Annotated in this window: 11 protein-coding genes; 1 reads left to right on the forward strand and 10 read right to left on the reverse strand. The window is 43.4% G+C overall.

What is annotated here, in order from left to right:
- From WCV88_05010 to WCV88_05040, 7 genes are all read right to left on the reverse strand, one after another.
- Nucleotides 1–6,747: immunoglobulin-like domain-containing protein (locus tag WCV88_05010; protein ID MFA6475526.1), on the reverse strand; the 6,747-nt coding region annotated here is incomplete at its 3' end.
- Between the two features lie 57 nt (nucleotides 6,748–6,804).
- Nucleotides 6,805–7,770, reverse strand: a complete 966-nt coding sequence (locus WCV88_05015) for a phosphoribosylaminoimidazolesuccinocarboxamide synthase (GenBank protein ID MFA6475527.1) — start codon at nucleotides 7,768–7,770, stop codon at nucleotides 6,805–6,807.
- Complete coding sequence (gene purQ / locus WCV88_05020) at nucleotides 7,767–9,047, reverse strand: phosphoribosylformylglycinamidine synthase I (protein MFA6475528.1); 1,281 nt, start codon at nucleotides 9,045–9,047, stop codon at nucleotides 7,767–7,769. Before purQ ends, WCV88_05015 begins: the two co-directional genes overlap by 4 nt.
- Complete coding sequence (gene purM, locus WCV88_05025; GenBank protein MFA6475529.1) at nucleotides 9,035–10,072, reverse strand: phosphoribosylformylglycinamidine cyclo-ligase; 1,038 nt, start codon at nucleotides 10,070–10,072, stop codon at nucleotides 9,035–9,037. Before purM ends, purQ begins: the two co-directional genes overlap by 13 nt.
- Nucleotides 10,073–10,096: 24 nt before the next feature.
- Nucleotides 10,097–12,439, reverse strand: a complete 2,343-nt coding sequence (gene purL, locus WCV88_05030; protein MFA6475530.1) for a phosphoribosylformylglycinamidine synthase subunit PurL — start codon at nucleotides 12,437–12,439, stop codon at nucleotides 10,097–10,099.
- 4 nt (nucleotides 12,440–12,443) lie between these two features.
- The gene (locus tag WCV88_05035; GenBank protein ID MFA6475531.1) at nucleotides 12,444–13,757 is read right to left on the reverse strand and encodes an adenylosuccinate synthase; all 1,314 of its coding nucleotides are present in this window, start codon (nucleotides 13,755–13,757) and stop codon (nucleotides 12,444–12,446) included.
- A gap of 4 nt (nucleotides 13,758–13,761) precedes the next feature.
- On the reverse strand, nucleotides 13,762–14,610 hold the full coding sequence (locus WCV88_05040; protein ID MFA6475532.1) for a bifunctional 5,10-methylenetetrahydrofolate dehydrogenase/5,10-methenyltetrahydrofolate cyclohydrolase: 849 nt from the start codon (nucleotides 14,608–14,610) through the stop codon (nucleotides 13,762–13,764).
- 62 nt (nucleotides 14,611–14,672) lie between these two features.
- On the opposite strand from WCV88_05040, the gene WCV88_05045 reads away from it, so the two are divergent.
- On the forward strand, nucleotides 14,673–15,767 hold the full coding sequence (locus WCV88_05045) for an IMP dehydrogenase (GenBank protein ID MFA6475533.1): 1,095 nt from the start codon (nucleotides 14,673–14,675) through the stop codon (nucleotides 15,765–15,767).
- Nucleotides 15,768–15,771: 4 nt separating this feature from the next.
- Here the strand turns inward: WCV88_05045 and WCV88_05050 are convergent, their stop codons facing one another.
- Genes WCV88_05050 through rpoB form a run of 3 tightly spaced genes read right to left on the reverse strand, consistent with a single transcriptional unit; the run spans nucleotide 15,772 to nucleotide 24,379 of the window.
- Nucleotides 15,772–17,160 (reverse strand): amidohydrolase family protein, encoded by a 1,389-nt coding sequence (locus WCV88_05050; GenBank protein ID MFA6475534.1) that lies wholly within the window; start codon nucleotides 17,158–17,160, stop codon nucleotides 15,772–15,774.
- The gene (rpoC, locus tag WCV88_05055) at nucleotides 17,157–21,113 is read right to left on the reverse strand and encodes a DNA-directed RNA polymerase subunit beta' (protein ID MFA6475535.1); all 3,957 of its coding nucleotides are present in this window, start codon (nucleotides 21,111–21,113) and stop codon (nucleotides 17,157–17,159) included. The genes WCV88_05050 and rpoC overlap by 4 nt, the downstream gene beginning before the upstream one ends.
- 5 nt (nucleotides 21,114–21,118) lie before the next feature.
- Nucleotides 21,119–24,379 carry a DNA-directed RNA polymerase subunit beta gene (gene rpoB, locus WCV88_05060; GenBank protein ID MFA6475536.1) on the reverse strand — a complete coding sequence of 1,087 codons (3,261 nt, stop codon included), beginning with the start codon at nucleotides 24,377–24,379 and terminating at the stop codon, nucleotides 21,119–21,121.
- Between the last annotated feature and the right edge of the window lie 22 nt (nucleotides 24,380–24,401).

The following is a 24,401-nucleotide window of genomic DNA, read 5'->3' on the forward strand; positions in this document are numbered from 1 at the left end:
CTCTGGTGTTGGCTCTGGTGTTGGCTCTGGTGTTGGCTCTGGTGTTGGCTCTGGTGTTGGCTCTGGTGTTGGCTCTGGTGTTGGCTCTGGTGTTGGCTCTGGTGTTGGCTCTGGTGTTGGTACAATCACCGAAGCGGCAATAACATTTACAATACGAGTGCTTGAATTAGAATTATTTGCATCATCAGTCGCAGTATAGGTTAGAGTATAAGAACCAACCGCAGTAGTATCAACTGATCCAGTAATTATTACTACAGGAGTTGCATCAGCAGCATCAGTGGTAATATAACCGGATTCGACATACGTATCTCCCTGAGTTAACGTCAGTGGATTATCTCCAGTGAGAGTAATAGTTGGAGCAGTTGTATCTACAACATTGACTGTGCGCGTGGCTGAACTGGTATTTTGGGATAAATCAGTGGCCGTATAAGTAACAGTTTGCATGCCTAATGTTGTTGTTGTGATACTACTGGCATCTGACAATACTGCGATTGTTCCATCAACATCATCTAAGGCGGTGGCTCCGGCGTCAGTATAAACAGATCCATATTCAATAGTAACTGGATTAGAATCAAGCACAGTAATAACTGGCGCTATATCATCAATACCATCATCGGTTGGATCTGTTGCATTAGCATAATAAACTACGGTGCGCACATAGGCTGAACCTGCATCGGTACCATTATCATCATCACGCTGAGCACCCATCACGGCAGTGGTGCCATCAAGTGATACGGCATAACCATAATTATCCATTGTGCGACCATCTCGGGCGGTCAACTCAGTTTGTTCAACCCAATTGGAATCAGCATAATGATAGAGATGAGCCGAACCAGCACTAGTCCCTAAATAATTTTGATACGCACCCACTAAAGCTAAATCGCCATCCACTGCAACAGTTGTACCAAACCCCATACCAGGTTCTGCAAAAATACTTTCTTCATTCCAAGTAGAACCATCGTAACGATAGATGTAAGCTGCATCACGATTTCCCGTACCAACTAAAGCCACATCACCCGAAATAGATACGGCTGAGCCGTAATATGCAGTAACACGATTGTTGCTGGCGGTTAATTGTGCTACCTCGTTCCAGCTTAAACCATCGTAACGGTAGATATAGGCAGCACCAGCATAAAATAAGCCGGCCACTTCGTGACCATACGCTCCCACTAGAATAGTTTCGGCATTAACCGAGACTGCTCCGCCAAAGTAGTCACTGTCTACTCCATCACTCGGTATTAATTTAGTTTGTTGGCTCCAACTTGAACCATTATAGTGATACACATAAGCGGCTCCAGCTGTGCCGGTGTTATTACTATGTCTTGGTTGAGCTCCAATGACAATAGTATTATCATCCACCGCCACGGATATGCCATAATAATCACTCCACCCGCTGCGGTCACTGGCGGTGAGTTTGGTTTCCTGACTCCAACTTGAGCCGTTATAACGATACACATAAGCGGCTCCGGAAATGTTATGCTGATGTGCTCCAATCACAATCACATCGCCACTGATAGCCACGGTGTAGCCAAAGTAGTCTCCCGAAGTGACATCACTGCCGGTTAATTTTGCTTCCTGATGCCAGGTTGATCCATCAAAACGATAAACATAGGCGGCTCCACCTCCTGTGTGTGAAGCCGCTCCGACTACAAAGACATCACCGCTTAAGGCTACAGTTGAACCAAAGTAATCGTCAGAGTTACCATCACTGGCGTAGACTTCACTTCTGGTTCCACCACCTAATTCCACATTATCGGCCATGCCATCATCATCCGTATCGGCATCGATTGGATTGGTGTTAAATTCTATTACCTCGTCATAATCATTTAAACCATCATCATCACTATCACTATCGTTAACGTCTGATCCGTAAATAATAGTTTCATAATAATCCATTAAACTATCATGATCGGTATCGGTCTGTGACAAAGCACAACCAGTGCTAGCCACTGTATCCGTACCAGCCAAAGGGCTGGTGTCTGGGCAGAGATCTTCAAAATCACCTACGCCGTCGTTATCAGTATCCACTGACGGTACGGCACAACCATACTCATTAATAATATCTCCTGCATCTAATGGTAACGTTGTGCTCGGGCAAGAATCGTCACCATTAGACACCCCGTCACTATCAGAATCCAAGGCTACGAGTGGTGCTAGATCGACATCATCAGTTAATAAATCATTATCAGTATCAATGTTGGTCGGATCTGTTCCGGCACTAATTTCTGCTGCGTCAGTAATATTATCTCCATCAGTGTCAGCTGCTACTGGATAGGTTGGGGCAGTGATATCATACCAAAACACCGAGCCAGATCCCACTCCAGAATCATCATCCGATTGCGCTCCAACCACTGTTTGGTTGCCAGCTGCAGCTACAGCCGAACCAAAACTATCGGCGCCACCAGCATCACCCGATATAAGCTTAGTTGTCTCTGTCCATGTACCATCATAACGATAAACGTAAGCTGAGTCACCATTGTCGGTTTCACCATCATTGGTACTATACGGTGATCCAACTATAACTGTACTACCCGTTACGGCGACGGCACTACCATATTGATTATTAATCACTCCATCACCAGCAGTCAGAATAGCTTGCTCTTCCCAAGTAGTACCACTCCGCCGATACACCATCGCCGATCCAGTTGCACCGACTACAACCACATCATCATCAATAGCAACATTATTACCTGATACTCGCCCATCACTTGGTGTGAGCGTGGCTTGTTCTGCCCATTCAATACCATTGTAGCGATACACATAAGCGGCTCCAGAATTCCAATAATCATCAATCGCACCTACCACTAAGTAATTTCCATCCATGGCCACATCATCACCAAAATATCCATAAGTACTATTATCTGCCAAGGTCAAAATTTGAGTTTCATTCCAACTAGATCCATTCCATTTATAAATATATACAGCACCACCATGAGCCACACTACCACGATTATGCGGTCCACCCACTGCAATGGTATCACCCTGTATCGCTACATCATTGCCGAAGTTGTCATATGAAGTACCACCGTTGCTGGCTATCAATTTAGCTTCTTGTACCCAACTTGAACCATTGTAACGATAAACATAAACAGCACCGGCATCTGTGACATTGCCATCGGCCCATTGGGCACCTACTACGGCCACATCACCGTCAATGGCTACGGCGTTGCCAAATAAATCTACTCCGCCACCATCACTAGCCGTCAACCTTGATTCGCGGTTCCAGGCTGATCCGTTATTACGATAAACGTAAGCCGAACCATCAGCCGAAGCCCCAACTAAGGCAATGTTTCCTGCTACCGCCACGGCACTACCAAATGAATCATTATCGGCGTCACCAGTAAATTGACCGAGGGATTCACCGACAGTCACTTCTGCACCATCAGTTAATCCATCATCGTCACTGTCGGCATCTAATGGGTCAGATAAATATATATGTACTTCATCCCCATCATTAATACCATCATCGTCACTGTCGGCATCAGCACTACTGGTTCCAATAGTTAATTCGTCAGGATCTATTAATCCATCATCATCTTCATCAGCCGCACCCGGATTAGTACCAACCGCAACTTCATAATTATCCGCCAGAGTATCGTTATCACTATCCGTATCAGTTGGACTGATACCGGCCGTTACTTCCCAACCATCTTCTAAGGTATCTCCATCTGAATCTGGATTCAATGGGTCTGTACCATAAGTAGCTTCATCTCTATCGCTTAAACCATCATTATCATCATCTGGATCAGGACGCGAATAGATATATACCGCTTCACCACCGCCACCAGTGCTGACTAATACCAGTTCGCCGCTGACGGCTACCGGTTTACCGTAGTAATCGGCATCGCCAGAATCACTAGCAGTCAACTCTTCTTCCTCCGTCCAGGCAACGCCATCCCAGCGAAAGGTATACGTTTTGCCGATATCCAGCATACCAGACACTGCCGAAGGTGAACCAATCACCATGAATTCATCGCTGATATCCAAGGTTGATCCAAAATAATCATAATCCGCCTGGTTGCTGGCAGTCAGTTTCTCGGTCTCATTCCAAGTGCTGCCATTCCAGTTGTATACATAAGCCGAGCCAGATGAGACACCAGTATCATAACCATCGCCTGGTGCACCGACCGCAACCACATCATCTTCAACCGTTACAGCAGCACCAAACGAATCCATTGGGCCACCATCACTAGCCGTCAATGTAGTTTCTAGTACCCAGCTGGAACCGTTCCAACGGTAAACGTAGGCACCACCCTCTTCATCATCATTGCCGTCAGCATTGTAATTCTGGTCACCAATGACCAACACATCGCCGCTTAATGATATAGTCGGATTAGTTAAATCCGTTTCCAAAATTCGATCATAGTTAGTATCGGTACCAACCATCTGGGTGGATTGGTTCCAAGTGCTACCGTTATAATGGAAGGTATAAACTGCGCCCACATTAATATAGCCATGGTTATTATAATAATAATCACCCGTATATCCGTTTGCACCCACTGCTACAAAATCACCAGCAACGGCAACTGTATAGCCAAAACCATTATTAATTTGCGCAGTACTGGGTGTTAAAGTTGTTTCCTCGTTCCAGGTAGTACCATCATACCGATATACATAAACGGCCCCATAATGATAATCACTTCTAGAATCTCCACCAATTATTAACAGATCATTATCCAGCGCAATGGAATGACCAAAATCATAAGTATCATCACCGGTTAATTCCGCTTCGTTATTCCATTGGCTACCGTCCCAGCGATAGACAAAGACACTGCCTAAATCTGGAAATGATCCCCAGGTATCGGTAGGATCATCCCGGATCGAACTCACTACAACTACATCACCATCAATCGCAATTTTTGCTCCATAATTGGTGGCACTACCAGTTGCCTCTAAAATGGCTTCAATTTCACCGGCTGGTAATAACGGATAGGCATCTACACCATCATTAATACCGTCATCATCACTATCGGCATCGGCTGGGTCGGTACCGGCATCTACTTCATCGCCGTCTTCTAAAGTATCGTCATCACTGTCGGTATCAAGCGGATCAGTGTTGTAATCATTAAGCTCTGCTCCGTCCCACAAACCATCATAATCGGAATCGTAATAACCGGTCATAGTGCCTAACTCTATCTCTTCACCATCCAACAACCCATCACCATCTCCATCGGCCGAATGCGGATCTTCGCCATGAGATACTTCCCAACCATCGGTTAAACCATCATTGTCCGTATCACTGTCGTAAGGGTCTGTAGCAATGGCTATTTCTGTGGTGTCACTTAAGCCATCACAGTCTGAATCGTCTGGATCAGTACAGGTTGAACCGGAACCAGTACTACCAATTTCTTCATGGCCGTCCAATATGCCATCGTCATCAGAGTCATCATCGTTGGGATCTGTACCGGTGTCACCAACCTCGATTCCATCCATCAGTTCGTCGCTATCTGTATCGGAATCAAACGGATCAGTTAGATATGTATTAACTTCATCCCCATCATTTAATCCGTCTCCATCAGTATCATTATCCATTGGATCGGTACCGTAATCGTTCAATTCTAATCCGTTTGTGAGACTATCACTGTCCTCGTCCCTAGACTCTACTAATGTGGAGCCCAGACATGTTCCACTATCTGTGCACATTCCCATTTCAGTTATAGTGATTGGCCCAACTACCGCATAACCGTCACTATTACCGTCACCATCGCTGTCAGCCGATTCATACCGTATATAATATTCCTTAGGATAACTATCTGAGCAGTAATTATTAAAGTTTTCGGTCAAAGTTGCACCTGTACTGACATACGATGCGATATCAGCTTCGTCATGCGATGTGCCATAGGATTCATAACTGCCGACTTGCAGATACATGGTACCAGATGTTGAAAATATAGAGCCATCTTCTTTACTAACTGTAAATGTCCCTTCTGTGCCTCCATTACTGTAGTCGTATCCAATCGATACTTCTACTTGAAGTATAGACGTACTAGAATCATCTTCATTTAAATAGGTCGCTGATAAATCAGGGTTATTTGTTGAAGTAGAATCGGAAGCGACGAATGTAGAAAGCCAGTCAGGCAAATCGCATGTGCCTAATTCCTCATTACTGGAAGTATAAGATTGGCCAACCTGATAATCCTCCATCAATATTCCTTCCAAAGTGATCCTATTCAACTCTTCGGTGGTCGACTTACTCTTGCCGTTATAAAGCACTTGAAAATGGAGATGTTCTCCGGTACTTGGCCCAGTAGTACCCATTAGACCAAGTAACTGACCTTGCTGTACCGTGTCGCCTTTACTGACGGTCACGGATCCGCTCTTCATATGCATATACCATGTGGTATAACCGTTGCCATGGTCGATGGCAACGTAGCAGTTGATTCCTCTCTCTGTGCATACTCCCTCCACAGCCTCGTTGGTAGCATGTGTGACTGTGCCACTGGCTGCCGCCAATAAATTAACATCCTCCTCAAGGTCACTGTCGCTGCAAGTTGTTCCGATATTATCGTCAAAATCAACTGAATAATAGCCACCAGCATAATTTTCTCCTTCATCCGTGTGATACCAATCACCTGAGTCATTGACGGCGGTATTCACACACCAAGTGTCCGTTGACGGTAATGGGATTTTAAGCTCCGGGCCTGCGTATTCTGCGGCTACGGATTGAGCCTGTAACGCCATGATAACCAAACTGCCTATAAACAAAAACAAGAGCCTTTTAGCTCTGGATTGCATAAATATCACCATATAAAATGTCGTTAATTGTGTAGCAGGCACGACACTGTGCTGTTCAGGATAAGTTTATTACAATTTGACGGGATTGTCAAATTGTAGAGCTGCAATCAATCGCGTCTCTACAGGAACATAGCTATCTGGATACATAAATTCTTTACCCGTTATCATCTCATATAGCTTAATATAACGTGATGATAATTCTATCACCAACTCTTCCGGAGCGTCTGGTAAAACTTTATCTTTATAAGGATCGCAGTGTTCGACAAACCATAAGCGTAAAAATTCTTTATCGATATGCTCATTGGTGCCGGCTAACCAGAAACGCGATGAATCTGGTGTGTGGATTTCATCAATTAAAATTATGGTACCATCTGGCAGTTTGCCAAACTCGTATTTAGTATCAACTAAAGTTAAACCATGTTGATTGGTAATGGTTTGTCCGCGGGCAAATAATTTTAAAGCTACATCAGCACAGTAATCCCAATCCGCTTGAGTCATTAAACCATGAGAGACAATTTCAGCTGGAGAAATATTTTCATCATGCACATCACTTTTGGTACAAGGGGTAATAATCGGTTGAACAAAGGGTTGATTTTTGACCATGCCATCGGGTAAAATGTTCCCACAAAAATTTCGTTCACCTTTACTATAGGCCACCCAAGCTGACGTGCTGGTCACACCAGATAGGAAGCCGCGCACCACAAACTCAATCGGAAAGACAGTACATTTTTTAGCCAACATGGCATTTGGGTCAGGTACGGCCAATTGATGATTCGGTACAATATCTGTGGTTTGGTCAAACCAAAATTGCGTAATTTGATTCAACACTTGCCCCTTAAATGGAATGGCCGCCAGCACCCGATCAAAAGCCGATTGTCGATCGGTGGTTATTAATAATAATTTATCACCTAAATCATAGGTGTCTCTCACTTTACCTTGATATTTTTTTACTGATTTATTACCAAATAATTCAGTAAAATTAGTACTGGTGAGACAATGAGATAATTGATCGTGGATTTTTTTAGTATCAATCATACAATGATGTGACAGGTTTGTGAAAAGGGATTAAACAATATGTGCGTATTAAGAATATTGGTCGCCAACTGCATGCGTTTGGTTAAATCAGGTTCAGTAAAAGTTAATTCCCAAACAATCCCTTTATCGATATGCTTAACACTAGTTAAACCAAATCGAGTCTGTAATGTTTCAGCTATAGTTTTACCTTCAAAATCTTCGGCGTATCGAACTAAGAAAGATACAGTATGAGGATTAGTCGCAGCTTGTGTTGTGTAACGTTCTTTAGAGGTGTTTAATAATTCACCACTGTCAACTAAAGTGGTTATTAAACTAGAATTATCTGTCACGGTATCATCATGCCAAACCTCATAATGAGTTTTGCGACTAACACTGACAGCATAACCTTTTTGGTTAAGAGCTAACTCAATGGTTTTGGCCGCATTGTCGGTGATGATTAGATCAACCAACATTTGGAAGGAATTATTACCCGATTGATACGGTGCAATCTCAGTCTGCGGTGGTTGGTAAGTTAATTGATATGGTTCTTGGGGTGGGGTTTGTTCTAACCAGGCACGCAAGTTAGTAAATAAAGATTCGCCACCGCGTTCGAGCCGTTCCGGGTGTGGCATATACGCCACCACATTTCCGGCTGGATTACAAAAACCAGCAATCCCCCACATGGCACCATTGGGTGTAGTGGGAAATTCATTTATAATTTCACCCGCACTGGTGCAATACTTAAATAAAATCTGATTATGTTGCTCAAGCTCGGCTAATAAAGCTGGTGGAAATAAAAATCGACCTTCACCATTGGCTACCGTTGCCGGTATCACCGCACCAGCGGCTAAATTCGTGGTCACACAACTGCGGCCTTGGGGTGCCACATTTTGTATGTTGACCGTATCGTGATAAAAACCCGTGCCGATAATTTGCCCACCTTTCACCCGTGTATTGATGGCGACAGCACCGGCTAAAGCATTGTTGGCTAAGCCAGGAATCAAACCAGTTTCGACCAACACCTGGCAACCATTACAAATACCAATCACTGGTTTACCTTGCGCCGCCGCCTGTTTAATATGTTCCATGATCGGATCCAACGCCGCAATGATGCCAGCCCGACCACGATCTTCATAAGCAAAGCCACCTGGTAAAACATAGGCATCATAGCCACCAGCTAATTTAGCTACTTCGTTCCAGCGAACAAAATCTGCTTCTAAACCAGCATTAACTAAAGAGCGCCGTGTCTCATTTTCACAGTTTGTACCGGGAAATAAAATAATGGCTACACGAAACATACGTCTTTTTTACCGGCAATAACTTCACCAATTAAATACGTCTTTAAATCAGCTTGGGCTTTAAACTCAGCTAATATTTGATCACGGTGTGCGGCTGGAACCACCACCACCATACCAATGCCCATATTTAAGGTGACATACATATCATCTTCTGGTACCTCACCAAATTGCTGAATCGCTTCAAAAATCGGTAATATTTCCCAACTGCCTTTGGTTATTTGCGCTGAACAATGCGCTGGTAAAATTCTGGGAATATTTTTTATCAACCCACCACCGGTAATATGCGCCAAACCATGCACCTCATATTTATCTAAAATCGGTAGCACATGTTTGGTGTAATTTTTATGTGGTTTCATTAATAACGCACCCACTGATTGTGGTAATTCCGCCATGACGTCGCGCACGGTAAATTTTTTAATATCAAAAAATACTTTGCGGGCTAATGAATAACCGTTGGTGTGTAAACCTTCTGAACCTAAACCAATTAAGGCATCACCCACTTGAATTTTACTGCCATCAATAATTTTAGATTTTTCCACCACGCCCAACACAGCGCCAGCTAGATCCCACTCGCCTTCGGTGTATGTACCGGGCATCTCCGCTGTTTCACCGCCCACTAAAGACATACCATACTGAGCACATTCTTCCGACATACCTCTGACTAAATCTTCCAGTATGTCAGGTTCTAATTTGGCAGTGGCGACATAATCTAAAAAGGTGAGTGGTTTAGCCCCCTGACACAACACATCATTACAACTATGCGCTACCATATCACGGCCCGCTTGATCGTACATATTCATCATACCGGCGATAGCCATTTTGGTACCAACACCATCGATACTTTGTACTAACACCGGTTCTTTATAGTCTTTTACCAAATCGGTTATTTCATAAAGTGAACCGAACAAACCTAAACCAGTTAAAACCCTTGGAGTGAAAGTGGTTTTCACATGCGGAATTATTCTCTGTACGGCTGCATCGCCGAGTTCAACATTAACGCCTGATTCTTTATATGTGATTGCCATAATAATAAAACAATAATTATTTTTTTATAAAACGTTTCTTAAACCATTTAACCAGGTTTCGGCTAAAGTTGTCACCGACTGTGTGATAACTTCTTTGGCTCCATCAGTGATGATAAATTGTTCATCAGCACTGATCGTACCAAGCGGTGTTACTGTGATATGGAAGTTTTGCGCATGACGTTGCACGGCCAGTAACACTTGGGGGTCTACTTCTATCACAAACCCACCGGTTTCGCTAAACAATTTCTGCACAACAGTTAAATCTTGCCCTGGCACGGTTTGTAAATCAATTTTTATACCGGTTCTAAGTTCACCTCGGCCACCAAAACACATCTCGGCTAAAGTCACGAGCAAGCCGCCATCGCTGATATCATGACAAGTTTGCACTAAACCTTGTTCAATCACATCAGTGATAAAATTAATTTCCTGATCAACTTGTTTAAAATCCGGTTGCGGGACATTGGCACCATATTCATGAAATAATTCATATAAGACCGAGCCACCGAGTTCATCTTTGCGTTCACCGATTAAACAAATCATATTACCGGGTTGAATAAAATCTGGTGTAATCGCGGTGGTGACATCGGCTAGACGACCAAAACAACCGACGATGGCCGATGGATTAATGGCTTGATCTTCCGCTTGATTATATAAAGACACATTGCCAGATACGATGGGTACGGGTGCTTGTTCGTAACCTTTCACATGAATGGCGCGCGCCGCTTCGGCTACACCGCGCACCCCTTCGACAAATTCCCACATCTGTTCTGGCTTTTCTGGGTTACCATAATTTAAACAATCCGTTAAACACCACGGCGTAGCCCCAACACAGGCAACATTGCGCATACTTTCCACTACAGCATTAACCCCTTGCCAATACGGTGAAATTTTTCCATAGCGTGGATTACCATCCACACTTAAAGCCACGCCAACTTGTGAACCATACTCAACTAAGGGTGCTATCACTCCAGCGTCGGCCATACCCGCTTCTATTTCTACTAAGCCTTGCACATTTTTATCATAATGCTCATACACCGGTTTTTTACAGGCGACCGCTGGATGAGCTAACACGCGCAATGCTAACGCAGTGAGATCACCATAATCAAGTTTTGGTTCTTTGCCAGAATATTTTTTTGGTGTTAACTCACGGTCATAACGTAGACCGGCTGTGATATCTGATGGTTTGGCATCTAACACTACTTCGCCGTGATATGAGGCTGTGTAATTACCGGCTTGGACAATGCCCACCACAGCGGCTTGCGCGCCATTAGACACCTTAGGTAAGTCCCATGTTTCATTATAATGTTTCAGAATCACTGCCGTGGCTTTAGGTGAAGCTACCCACATTAATCGTTCTTGAGTTTCCGCCATTAGTATGACAGCGGCCGTTAAATCATCTTCTCCGACTGGCACTTTATCTAAATCAAGCTTGGCACCATAACCACCGCCTTCAGCTAACTCAACTGAGGCACACAATAACCCACCGGCGCCTAAATCTTTAAAACCAACTTCGCTTAATAGATTTTGGTCTTTTAGGATACGGAACAGATCGTAGGTTGAACTAAGAATATGCCGCTCTAAGAAGGCATTGGGTTCTTGCACAGCACTTTTATTAGCAGCGGCGTTGGCTGTTTTTAATTCGGTTGAAGAAAAGGCGGCGCCACCAAACCCACTGTGGTCGGTTGGTTTACCGACAAGAATAAAATTATAACCTTCAGCCTTAAGGGGGGCACGGGAATGAATTAAATCGGCCTGAGCGGCTGTACCCAGCACCACCACATTGACTAAACAATTACTATTAAATGATTCATTGAAAAATGTGTCCCCGGCTAGATTTGGAATGCCTAAGGGGTTACCGTAACCGCCGATACCAGCTATCACACCGTGTGCCACCCATTTATTTTTATTGAGATAGATATCACCAAACCGTAACGGATCAGCCACGGCCACTACTTTTGCTCCCATACACAACACATCACGTACTAAGCCACCAATTCCCGTGGCGGCTCCTTCATACGGCACCACCTGAGATGGATGGTTATGGGATTCATGCCCCACCACAATGGTGTAATCAATATCATTTACTCGATCAATCCACACGGCACCAGCATCTTCCCCCGGACCGATCACAACATGCGGACCTTTGGTATAAAAATTGCTCAAATATTTTCGGCTCGACCGATAAGACGTGTGTTCACTGCCTTCAATGCCAAAAGCAATCAACTCGGTTAAAGTTGGGACGCGCTTTAAAATGACGTCTTGTACCGCCTTAGCCTCAGTGACAGTTAAGCCAATTTTATATTGTGCCAAAAGAGCTTCTATCTGTTGATCGGATAAAGTAGATAAATCTAACTTCGGTTCGGACATAATATTATGGAACTTGGATAGTGGCTTTACGTTCGGCTCCCACTGATACCAAACTGACCGGTGTGTTAACCTGATCGGCAATAAAAGCCAGATAATCTTTCATGTGTTTAGGCAAGGCTTTATAACCATGGGTAATAATAGTAGTGAAATCCGCGTCAGTGAGATTTTTCCAGCCAGGTAAGGCTTTATACACCGGCCGACAATGCCGCATCACTTCTAAATCGGCTGGCAACTCAGTAAGCAGAGATGATTTATAGCGATACTTTATAGCTACTGGAATATTTTTTAAACCACCTAAGACATCTATTTTAGTAACCGCTAAACTGGTTAGCCCATTGATTCGGGCGGCATAATTTAATTGTACCAAATCGATCCAACCACAGCGCCGTGGCCGCCCAGTGGTGGTACCATATTCCTGGCCGCGTTCTCGCAGATAATCTCCCATACTACCCTTAGCTTCGGTTGGTACGGGGCCAGACCCGACGCGCGATAAATACGCTTTAACTACTCCAATAATCTCATCAATTTTAGTGGGGCCAATACCTACTCCAGTACAAACGGCTCCGGCAATTGTGTTGGATGAAGTCGTATGGGGATAAGCACCATGATCGTTATCTAATAATGTACCTTGGGCTCCTTCAAATAAAATTCGTTTACCAGAATCCAAGGCTCGGTTCACTTCTAATGACACATCGCCAATATAAGGTTTAAGACGTTGACCGAATTTATAATAGGTTTGAAAGATAGTTTCTTTGTGCAGTGGAATACGTTGCTGATATAATTTTTGCAGGGTGTTCTTTTTTAATTCAAAGAGCTGATCAAACTTTTCACGGAAGATTTTTTTATTGAGCAGATCAACCATGCGAATACCAAACCGTTCGGCTTTGTCGGCATAGGCCGGCCCAATACCACGACGTGTAGTACCGGCCCCTAAAACACCTTTATAATCATCGATCATGCCATCCATAATAATGTGGAACGGGAAAATAACATGTGCCCGTTCGGAAATGAGCAAATTTAATTTAAAACCCTTAGTTTCAAAATTATCTAATTCTGATAATAATACTTCTGGGTCAATCACCATGCCGTTACCTAACACAATTCTTTTCTTGGCATACAACACACCGGATGGTAACAGGTGTAATTTATGGACGACGCCATCGACCACTACTGTGTGCCCAGCATTATTTCCACCTTGAAAGCGCACCACGTAATCTACGGTCGGAGCTAAGAAATCAATTACTTTTCCTTTACCTTCATCCCCCCACTGTGCACCGACCACCATAATCGCCTGTGCTTTTAAGATACGTTTGGACATAGAATTATTTAGCTCGTTTAATAGCACATTTTACTGTGTTTTCGATCAATTTAGCCACTGTCAGTGGTCCAACCCCACCGGGTGTCGGAGTGACTATACTAGCTCGTTTTGACACAGATGTAAAATCAATATCACCAGACATTTTTTTACCAACAAAAGACACTCCCGCATCAATTACGACAGCGCCTGGTTTTATCATGCGGCCAGTTAATAACCCCTTCTTACCCACGCCGGTAATAATGATGTCGGCGGTTTTGGTATAATCGGCTAGTTTTTGGGTTGATCGATTCAAAACGGACACCGTCGCTTGTTCATGCATTAACATATTGGTCAGTGGCCGACCCACCAGACTACCGGCACCAATCATGACAACTTTTTTCCCGACCAGTGGCACATGATGATGCCGTAAAATCTCCAAGATAGCACCTGGTGTAGGTGGTTCGATCCAATAACTACCGGTGATCAGCTTACCTAAATTGGTTTGCGTTAAACAATCAACGTCAATGCTCGGGTTAATACTTTCTAGCACTTTACCGGTATTAATCTGGCGCGGTAAGGGTAATTGTACAATTAAGCCGGTTAGATTATAGTGCGGCTGTTGTAAAGATTTCACTTCATTAATCAATTGCGCCGTGGTAATTTGGCTCGGTAGATGCATTAAAATGAAATCCACCCCACAACCAGTAGCCGATTCGCCTTTCTTACGCACATAAGTGAGTGATGGTTTGTCATTACCCACTAAAATCACTCCCAACTTAGGTTGAATGCCACGTTGCACCAAAAGCGGCACTTGATGTTTAATCCGCTGATATATTTTTTTAGCAATAGTGTGACCGTCAACAATGATCGCCATGTGTCTCTTTTCATATCACACTTGACGTGGACTGTAAACTTACCTATACTGGCTCTTAATATATGCATGATTTATTAAACTTTCCACTCGCCTTAACCTTTGATGATGTTTTATTGATTCCACAAAAATCTGAGGTGTTGCCTCGTGATGTACAATTAGGGACACAACTGACCAAAAAAATCCGGCTAGATATCCCATTATTATCTTCCCCAATGGATACTGTCACTGAAACTACTATGGCCATAACCATGGGTAAACAAGGTGGTTTAGGTATCATTCATAAGAATATGCCGGAAGAGCAACAAGTTGCCCAAGTTCAGGCAGTCAAACAAGCTGGTTTATTAGCCGGTGCTGCTGTCAGTGTTGGAGAAAAAGCCATGCATCGCGCTGAGGCTTTAGTCGCAGCCCGAGTTGATGTGCTAATTGTAGATAGTGCTCATGGCCATTCCAAAGGTGTTTTAGACATGGTGCGGTATTTAAAAAAAACCTACCCACAAATACAAGTGATTGGTGGAAATGTCGCCACCGCTGAAGCCACGAAAGATTTGATTAAAGCCGGGGCTGATGGGGTTAAAGTTGGCATTGGGCCCGGTTCAATTTGTACTACGCGTATTGTCGCCGGTATTGGTGTACCACAACTGACGGCTATTATGTTATGTGCCAAAGAAGCCAACTGGGCGGGTATACCAATTATTGCTGATGGTGGCATTCGTTATTCTGGAGATATTGTTAAAGCCTTAGCCGCCGGAGCTAGTGCTGTCATGATGGGTGGCGCTTTAGCCGGCACTGATGAAGCTCCCGGTGAAGTAGTAATCGAAAACGGTATTAAAATGAAATCTTATAGAGGCATGGGTTCATTAGAAGCGATGGAACTGGGTAGCAAAGATCGATATTTACAAGAGTCCGTGATAGAAACAAAAAAATTAGTACCAGAAGGCATTGTTGGTAAGGTAAAATATAAAGGTCCAGCTGATGCTGTGATCTATCAATTACTGGGCGGCTTACGCGCCGGTATGGGTTACTGTGGTGCCGAAACGATTACACAATTACATGAACGCGCCCAATTTGTGCGCATCACTAATGCTGGTATAAAAGAAAGTCACCCCCATAGTTTGTCCTACATGTCCGATGCGCCGAATTATACGCTGAACGGGTAATTGATCACAACTTTACGCGTTTACGTAAGGCTTGATGATGATCTTCTAATTGAGTGAGTAATTCACTTTCATTGACTAAATTGTGTCTGCGCCCACTAATCACAAACCGGCCATTCACCATGACATCACGGGCGGTATAACCACCGTGGGTGATGAAATTACCCAATAAGGTTTCTGGTTGCATTGGATCGAACGGTACAAACATACGATCTTTCAGTTTCCAAAAAGTCATATCCGCTTTATAGCCAGGTAAGATTTTACCAACCGTTTTGCCTAACCCCACAACATCGGCTCCTTGATTGGTTAGCATCAAAAACAACTCCTCAAACGTTGCTGGGTGCTGCGAATCTTGATGCATCAATTTACTTTGAAACGCTTCTGAAACTAAATCTAAGCGACTTTTTGAAATCACGCTATCTGTTCCTAGGGCTAATTTTTTACCCAACCCAGCAATCTGAAAATTACCATACTGAAACTGTCCAGATTTATGTAACCGGTTCGAAGTTGGTAAATGTGCGATACCCACTTGATATTTCGCCAATAGTTTAATCTCATCAATGGTGAAATGTACGGCGTGTGATAATACTAAGCGGGGTGAGAGCAATTTGGCTTTGGCTAAAACTTCAACCGGGCGCATCTGGTGTTTTTGAATCACAGCCTCAACTTCGGTTTGCGTTTCACCGCAATGAATAGTGAGAATCAATTTTGGATGTTTCACAAACCAGCGCCGAAGTTCGATCAACTCGGGTAGTGTCATGCGCTCTAAAGTATGAATTGTAATACCATGCGTCAATAAAGGATCATGTTTGCGCAAGGCTTGCGCGGCTTTAGCGATACTAGCCGACGGATCAGTTTTACTGGCCACACTGATAGCATCAACCAAACGAATGTAAGCTTGTTTGGCTGCGGTGGTGGTGGCGATCGGCGTATGATAATGCGACAAGACTGTGGTGGTACCAAACTTTTGTTGCTCGGTAAAATCGCCTAAGGCAGAAATAGTTTGATCGGCCAAAGTCATTGCCCGTTCAACTTTGCGTGCATAAACTAGAGCTTCTTCTGTCGTAGCTTGATGATCTTTTAACAGTGTAGTAGAGCGCAACAAATACATCGGCGGGTGGGCGTGGGCATTAACAAACCCCGGCAGTACCACTACCCCACCCCGCAAAGCCGCATCGTAGATTAAATCAACTTTAGTTCGATACTGCTTAGCCTGCGCGGCCGGTAACACTTTTGTAATCGTATCTCCTTCAACCAAAACAGAAACGTGTTTTTGATAGGTTAATTGATTGGCCTGATTAGCCGTCACTAAGAACGGTATGCGATCAAGCAAGACACTCCGCGGTATCGCCCGACTGGTTTGCCAGATGTAGCGATCAGCGTGTGGATGAATCATGCTAGTTCAGCAGTCATTTCGGCTTCACGACGTTCACGCGATTTGGCGGCACGTTTCTCTCTAATTTGTTTCTCTTCGGCATCAATCTTGGCCGCCATGGCTTTGTGATCTACACCATACCCGGTACCAACTGGAATTAATTTACCAATAATCACATTTTCTTTTAAACCACGTAGATAATCGACTTTTCCAGTGACAGCTGCGTCAATCAACACCCGAGCGGTTTCTTGAAACGAAGCCGCGGATAAGAAACTATCAGTCGATAATGATGCTTTGGTAATACCGAGTAGAATATTTTCTACTTCCGGAGCTTTACCATTTGTCTTCTTCACTTCAATGGCTGCTTCTAAAGCAATATCCCGCGTGACAATATCTCCGGCCACCAAATCGGAATCACCCGCTTCAACCACACGGAAGCGAGAGAACATTGATCGAACAATAATTTCGACGTGTTTATCATTTAATTTTTGACCCTGAGAAGAATAAATATATTGAATCTCTTTAGCAATATATTGTTCCACCGATTCTCGACCACGTAAGGCATATAATTCCTGTAAATCAAGATTGCCTTCACAGAGTTGTTGGCCACGTACTACTAGATCACCTGGTTTAACCCAAATACTGTATCCGACTGGTACGGGCATTTCGGCCACTTGTTCTTGTTCACTGAAGATCTGAATTTCTCGATCGGTTAAAGTTACTGCACCGGCACTCTGCGCTAACACCGGTTTACCAGATTTCTCCGCAACCACATCACCCACTTGTACTTTTTGACTATCGGTCACTTTAACTTTCATGGTTTTGGTGCGACGATAAACTTCTTTGGTATTACGCACTGCTTTGATGGTGATAATTTTTTGTTTACCGGTTTCGATAATATCATCAATCTTGCCATCAACATCAGACAAAACAGCTTTGCGTTTAATTGGTCTGGCTTCAAACAATTCTTCCACGCGTGGTAAACCTTGAGTAATATCACCACCGGCCACACCACCAGTATGGAAAGTCCGCATGGTCAACTGCGTACCAGGTTCACCAATGGACTGAGCAGCAATAATACCTACAGCTGTACCAACATCAACCAAACGATTATGACCAAGATCATAGCCATAACATAATTGACAACAACCACGCTGCGTTTCACAAGTCAGCACTGAACGTAATTTAACTGACTGCAATTTAGCTTTTTCTAAGAGTGGTAAATGTTTTTCAACCACCAATTCGTTCTTTTTTACAATCACGGTTTTACCATCTTTCACGTCTTCAGCTACCACACGACCCAACATCCGGCTGGATAGTGTTAAGCCCATCTCTTCACTATTAGCTACTGTCATCTCGCGACCTTGTTTGGTGCCGCAATCATACTCACGAGTGATAACATCTTGAGCTACATCAATTAACCGCCGTGTTAAATAACCAGCGTTAGCCGTACGTAAAGCAGTATCTGTCAAACCTTTACGAGCCCCATGCGTAGAGATGAAGTATTCCAATACATCGAAACCTTCTTTAAATGAGGAGCGCACTGGCAACTCGATGGTTTCACCAGATGAGTTAATCACTAAACCTTTCATGCCCATCATCTGGGTTAATTGTCCCCAGGAACCACGCGCCCCTGAATCAATCATAGCAAAGGCGGAACTATTTTCATCAAGCGCATTTTGACAAAAACCTTGAATTTCATTTTTGACTCTGGTCCAAATTTCAATGACTCTTACCCGGCGTTCATCATCGGTCAGTAAACCGGTTTCATATTGATTCAACACTTCGTCGACCTGAGCCTGAGCTTTGGCCATTATTTCTTTCTTCTGAGGTAGAACCGGAGTGTCGTCCATGCCCCAACTTAAACCAGATTTTGTGACATACTCAATCGCTCGATCTTTAATATCATCAATTAATTGTACGGTACGATCATCACCGAACAGAGCAAAGACACGAGCAATGATGTTTTTTAATTCTTTCTTGTCGATCAATATGTTTACATAACCAAAGTCAGTGGGCAATAATTGATTAAACAAGATTCGACCGGCCGATGTTTCGAGTAATTTACCTTCCACTTTCAGCCAGACGCGGGTTTGTAACTCAATGCGATCAGTTTGGTAGGCTAACAACACTTCATCATAATCTGCAAAGTAAAGTTTCTTACCTTTGGTGGTATCGCGGAGCAATGTCATGAAGTAACAACCCAAGACAATATCCTGTGAAGGTGTTACAACTGGTTCACCCGTGGCTGGTTTAAGTAAGTTCTTGGTTGATAACATTAACGTGGCGGCTTCTTCTCTGGCTTCACTCGTTAAAGGGACATGCACAGCCATTTGGTCACCATCAAAGTCAGCATTGAACGCGGTACAAACTAACGGATGAATTTGAATGGCTTTACCTTCAATCAACACTGGTTGAAAAGCTTGAATACCCAGCCGATGTAAGGTTGGCGCCCGATTGAGCAACACATATGAAGTTTTAGTAATCTCTTCTAAGATATCCCACACTTCGGAACGACCGGCTTCAATGAACCGATTAGCACTGCGCACATTATAAACGTACTCACGTTCAATTAGTTTTGAAATCACAAACGGTCGGAATAATTCCAAGGCCATGCGTTTTGGTAAACCACATTGGTTTAATTTCAAATGTGGACCCACCACAATGACAGACCGGCCGGAGTAATCGACTCGTTTACCGAGCAAGTTCTGCCGGAACCGACCTTGTTTACCCTTCAACATGTCGGCCAAAGATTTCAACATGCGTTTTTGACCAGTGGCGGCGGTGACAGTTTTACCATGACGGGCACCATTATCAATTAAAGCATCAACGGCTTCTTGCAGCATCCGTTTCTCGTTCCGTTGAATTACTTCTGGTGCATTCAATTCTTTTAACCGTTTCAAACGATTATTGCGGTTAATCACCCGGCGATACAAATCATTCAAATCTGAGGCAGCAAATCGACCACCATCAAGTTGCACCATCGGGCGCAAATCTGGTGGAATGATCGGCACGGTTGTCATGATCATCGAGCTCGGAATAATGTTGTTCTTTTTTAGATTTTTCACCAGTTTCAGCCGGCGAATGATGCGTAAAGCCTGATTTTTTGACACTGTCTTCATGTCTTCATCTAACTCGGCAATCATCTTATCTAAATTAACTCGCTTCAGTAATTCATGAATCGCTTCGGCTCCGATACTGGCTTCAAATAAATGGCCATACTTCAAAGACAAATCTTGATATTTTGTTTCAGAAATAATTTGCATCGGTTTTAAATCACGCAATTCTTTCTTGGCCATATCGACGGCTTCATCTAAATCTTTCAACTTTTCGTCGCGCATGATGGAGACATTAACCAATTCAGCTTCAAACTTATCGGCGACTTTGAGTTGTTTACTCGGTGCCGTTTCTTTAGCCACCGCTTCGTCTTTTTGCTGTTTCAATTGCGCTAAAACTCGGGCATTATCGGCTTTAATCGCTTTACGTTTTTGTTCAGCTTCAACATCAATCTGCTCAATGGTTTGAACTTTTAAATCTTCATTAACATCAGAAATGATAAAGTTCGCAAAATAGATAACTTTCTCCAGTGATTGCACGGAAAGATCTAAAATTAAACCAATTTTGGATGGGACACCGCGTAAAAACCAAATATGGGAAACGGGGGCACATAAATCAATGTGACCCATGCGTTCGCGCCGGACGATGGAACGAGTCACTTCAACACCACATTTATCACAGACGATGCCTTTGTAGCGAATTTTTTTATATTTACCACAATAGCATTCCCAATCTTTGGATGGTCCGAAAATCTTTTCACAGAACAAACCATCTTTTTCAGGTTTTTGCGTACGATAATTAATTGTTTCTGGTCGAGTGACTTCACCGTGAGACCAACCATGAATATCGTCTGGTGACGCGATCCGTAAACGGATGGCGTCGAAATCGTTGGTACGGGTTACTTGGTATTCTGCCATATATGTTAAGCGGTTAGTTGTTCAGTTGGCTCAGGTGGTGTTGGAGTTTCGGTATCAACTTCGCTCCCTAATACCCGACCATCTTGAGAAAATAATTCAACAGATAAACCTAAACCTTTCAGTTCGCGTACTAACACATTGAAAGATTCCGGTACGTTCACTTTATGAATCGGTTCGCCCTTAATCACAGCTTCGTAGGCTTTTGATCGACCCGGTACATCATCAGATTTAATCGTCAAAATTTCTTGAAGCATATGAGCAGCACCGTAAGCTTCTAGCGCCCAGACTTCCATTTCACCAAAGCGCTGACCACCAAATTGAGCTTTACCGCCTAATGGTTGTTGTGTAACCAATGAGTATGGCCCGATTGAACGTTGGTGAATCTTGTCATCCACCATATGATTTAGCTTCAACATGTAGGCAATACCGCAAGTAATTTTATGAATGAATCTTTCCCCAGTGCGACCATCGTTTAACACGATCTTGCCGTCTTCTGGGAAACCGGCTTTTTTCAATTCGGCCTTAATATCAGTTTCTGAAACACCTTGAAATGGCATGGCGGCTACTTTATAACCAAGTGACCAGGCCGCTAAACCAAGATGAGTTTCTAAAACCTGACCGAGGTTCATACGAGAAACGATACCGAGTGGGTTTAACAAAATATCCACAGGGCGACCATCTTCCATATAAGGCATATCTTCAACTGGAACGATTCTAGAAATAACCCCTTTGTTACCATGCCGACCGGCCATTTTATCACCGACTTGAATTTTGCGTAATTGCGCAATGGAAATTTGAATCGTTCGAATTACACCGGAGGGTAATTTATCGCCATTATCTTTGGAGAACATTTTCATATCGACTACTTTGCCGTGTTCACCATGTTCTAAGTATAAAGAAGAATCCTTGACGTCTTTAGATTTTTCACCAAAGATAGCGCGCAATAATTTTTCTTCAGCGGATAATTCAGTTTCACCTTTAGGTGTAATTTTACCGACGAGAATATCACCAGATTTAACTTGGGCACCAATGCGCACAATACCATTTTCATCAAGATCTTTTAATTTTTCCTCGGACACATTTGGAATATCACGTGTGACTATTTCCGGACCAAGTTTAGTATCACGCACATCAATGGTATATTCTTCAATATGAATGGAGGTATATTTATCTTGCTGTACAACTCTTTCAGAAATCAAGATAGCATCTTCATAATTACCACCTTCCCACGGCATATAAGCCACTAAGACATTTTGCCCTAGAGCTAATTCACCATTTTGGGTGGAAGCACCATCGGCCAACACATCACCGGCTTTTATTTTCATACCCGGTTCTACGATTGGCTTCTGATTCATACAGGTCGAGGCATTAGAACGAAGGAAATTACCTAAATTGTAAGTATCAATGCCCTCTTTGCCGCTCACGATAATTTTATGAGCACTCACTTCGGTCACTTCACCGGCATGTTTAGCGGCAATGGCCTGGCCAGAATCAACCGCAGCACGGAATTCCATACCTGTGCCAATAATTGGAGCATCCGGGCGCACTAAAGACACCGCCTGGCGTTGCATGTTTGTGCCCATCAAAGCGCGCACCGCATCATTATGTTCCACAAATGGAATCATAGCGGTAGCCACAGAAATAATTTCTTTCGGCGAGACATCAACGTAATCAATGTTCCAGACATAATCTATTTCTGGTTTACCATATTTACGCACTTCCACTTTTTCTTTCAAGAAATTACCTTTGTCATCTAAATCAACAGTCGCCGCTGTAGTAACAGAGCGTTCTTCCTCAAAAGCATCAACATAAACAATTTCATCACTAACATGTGCGGTTTTTTTCTTAGGATCTTTAATAACTTTACGATAAGGTGTTTCAATAAAACCATAGGCATTAACATGAGCGTAGGAAGCTAAATGACCCACTAAACCAATGTTTGGTCCTTCCGGTGTAGCAATCGGACAGATGCGACCATAATGAGTGCGATGCACATCACGCACTTCAAACCCAGCGCGTTCGCGCGATAAACCACCTGGACCCATGGCCGATAACCGACGCTTGTGTTCCAATTCCGCCAATGGATTGGTTTGATCCATAAACTGAGATAACTGTGAACTCATGAAAAATTCGCGAATTGAACCAATCACTGGGCGAGCATTAATCAACTGACCGGGTGTTAAGGTAGAAATATCTTTGGTACTCATGCGATCTTTCACAATGCGCTCCATGCGCGCTAAACCAATGCGGAATTTATTCTGTACTAACTCACCCACCGCCCGAACACGCCGATTGCCCAAATGATCAATATCATCAGCTTCTTCTTGATTATTATTTAAACGGATAATTTCTTGCACCACGGCAATCACATCTTCGCGCATTAAAACCCGTGTTTTCGGACTGATTTCTTGATCGAACATGAACCGCTTGTTGATTTTATAACGGCCGACGCGACCAAAATCATAGCGGTTAAAATTAAAGAACATGGCATGAATCAAACCCCGGGCATTATCCACGGTGGCTAAATCGCCTGGACGAATGCGTTTATAGACTTCTTTTAAACCTTCCCCTTCAGATTTGGAAATATCCTTAGCTAAAGTGGCTTCAATATATTTATTCTCAGCATCGGTATCAACATCTTGGAACAGTGGAATAATGTCGGTGTTATTGGAGTAACCAAACGCCCGCAATAATGATGTGATAGGCACTTTACGTTTACGGTCGATCTTAACATAGATAACATTGTTGGCGTCGGTCTCAAATTCCAACCAGGCACCGCGGTTCGGAATAATTTTGGCACCATAGTAATTGCGTCCGCGAATATTTTCTGAGGTGAAAAACACACCAGCCGACCGAATTAACTGTGATACCACTACCCGCTCAATGCCGTTGACAATGAATGTCCCACGATCCGTCATAAGTGGGAAATCACCTAAATAGACTTCTTGCTCTTTAATTTCTTTTGAGCGCTTATTAACTAAGCGGGTATTAACACGCAACGCGGCTTCATACGTGACGTTTTTGGCTTTAGCCATGTTTTCATCAAAGCGTGGTTCATCCAAGTAATAGTCATCAAAGTGCAGCTCCAAATCACGACTGGTAAAATCACTAATGGGCGAGATTTCATCGAACAGCTCTTTTAACCCTTCACCTAAAAACCAGGCATAGGAAGTGCGTTGGACTTCGATTAAATTAGGCAAGTTCGTCGCGTCATGGATGGGCGCGAAGGTCTTGCGAAAGGACGGTATATCACTGACATTTGCCATAGGGTTGAGAGATAAAAAATAA

The organism is Patescibacteria group bacterium (genome assembly GCA_041665365.1).
In the GTDB taxonomy this organism is placed as follows: domain Bacteria; phylum Patescibacteriota; class Patescibacteriia; order UBA9570; family UBA9570; genus UBA9570.

Excerpts from the sequence above, each read along its gene's own strand:
- WCV88_05015 (MFA6475527.1), bottom strand. The coding sequence starts at position 7,770 with ATGATTGATACTAAAAAAATCCACGATCAATTATCTCATTGTCTCACC.
- purQ (MFA6475528.1), bottom strand. The coding sequence starts at position 9,047 with ATGTTTCGTGTAGCCATTATTTTATTTCCCGGTACAAACTGTGAAAAT.
- purM (MFA6475529.1), bottom strand. The coding sequence starts at position 10,072 with ATGGCAATCACATATAAAGAATCAGGCGTTAATGTTGAACTCGGCGAT.
- purL (MFA6475530.1), bottom strand. The coding sequence starts at position 12,439 with ATGTCCGAACCGAAGTTAGATTTATCTACTTTATCCGATCAACAGATA.
- WCV88_05035 (MFA6475531.1), bottom strand. The coding sequence starts at position 13,757 with ATGTCCAAACGTATCTTAAAAGCACAGGCGATTATGGTGGTCGGTGCA.
- WCV88_05040 (MFA6475532.1), bottom strand. The coding sequence starts at position 14,610 with ATGGCGATCATTGTTGACGGTCACACTATTGCTAAAAAAATATATCAG.
- WCV88_05045 (MFA6475533.1), top strand. The coding sequence starts at position 14,673 with ATGCATGATTTATTAAACTTTCCACTCGCCTTAACCTTTGATGATGTT.
- WCV88_05050 (MFA6475534.1), bottom strand. The coding sequence starts at position 17,160 with ATGATTCATCCACACGCTGATCGCTACATCTGGCAAACCAGTCGGGCG.
- rpoC (MFA6475535.1), bottom strand. The coding sequence starts at position 21,113 with ATGGCAGAATACCAAGTAACCCGTACCAACGATTTCGACGCCATCCGT.
- rpoB (MFA6475536.1), bottom strand. The coding sequence starts at position 24,379 with ATGGCAAATGTCAGTGATATACCGTCCTTTCGCAAGACCTTCGCGCCC.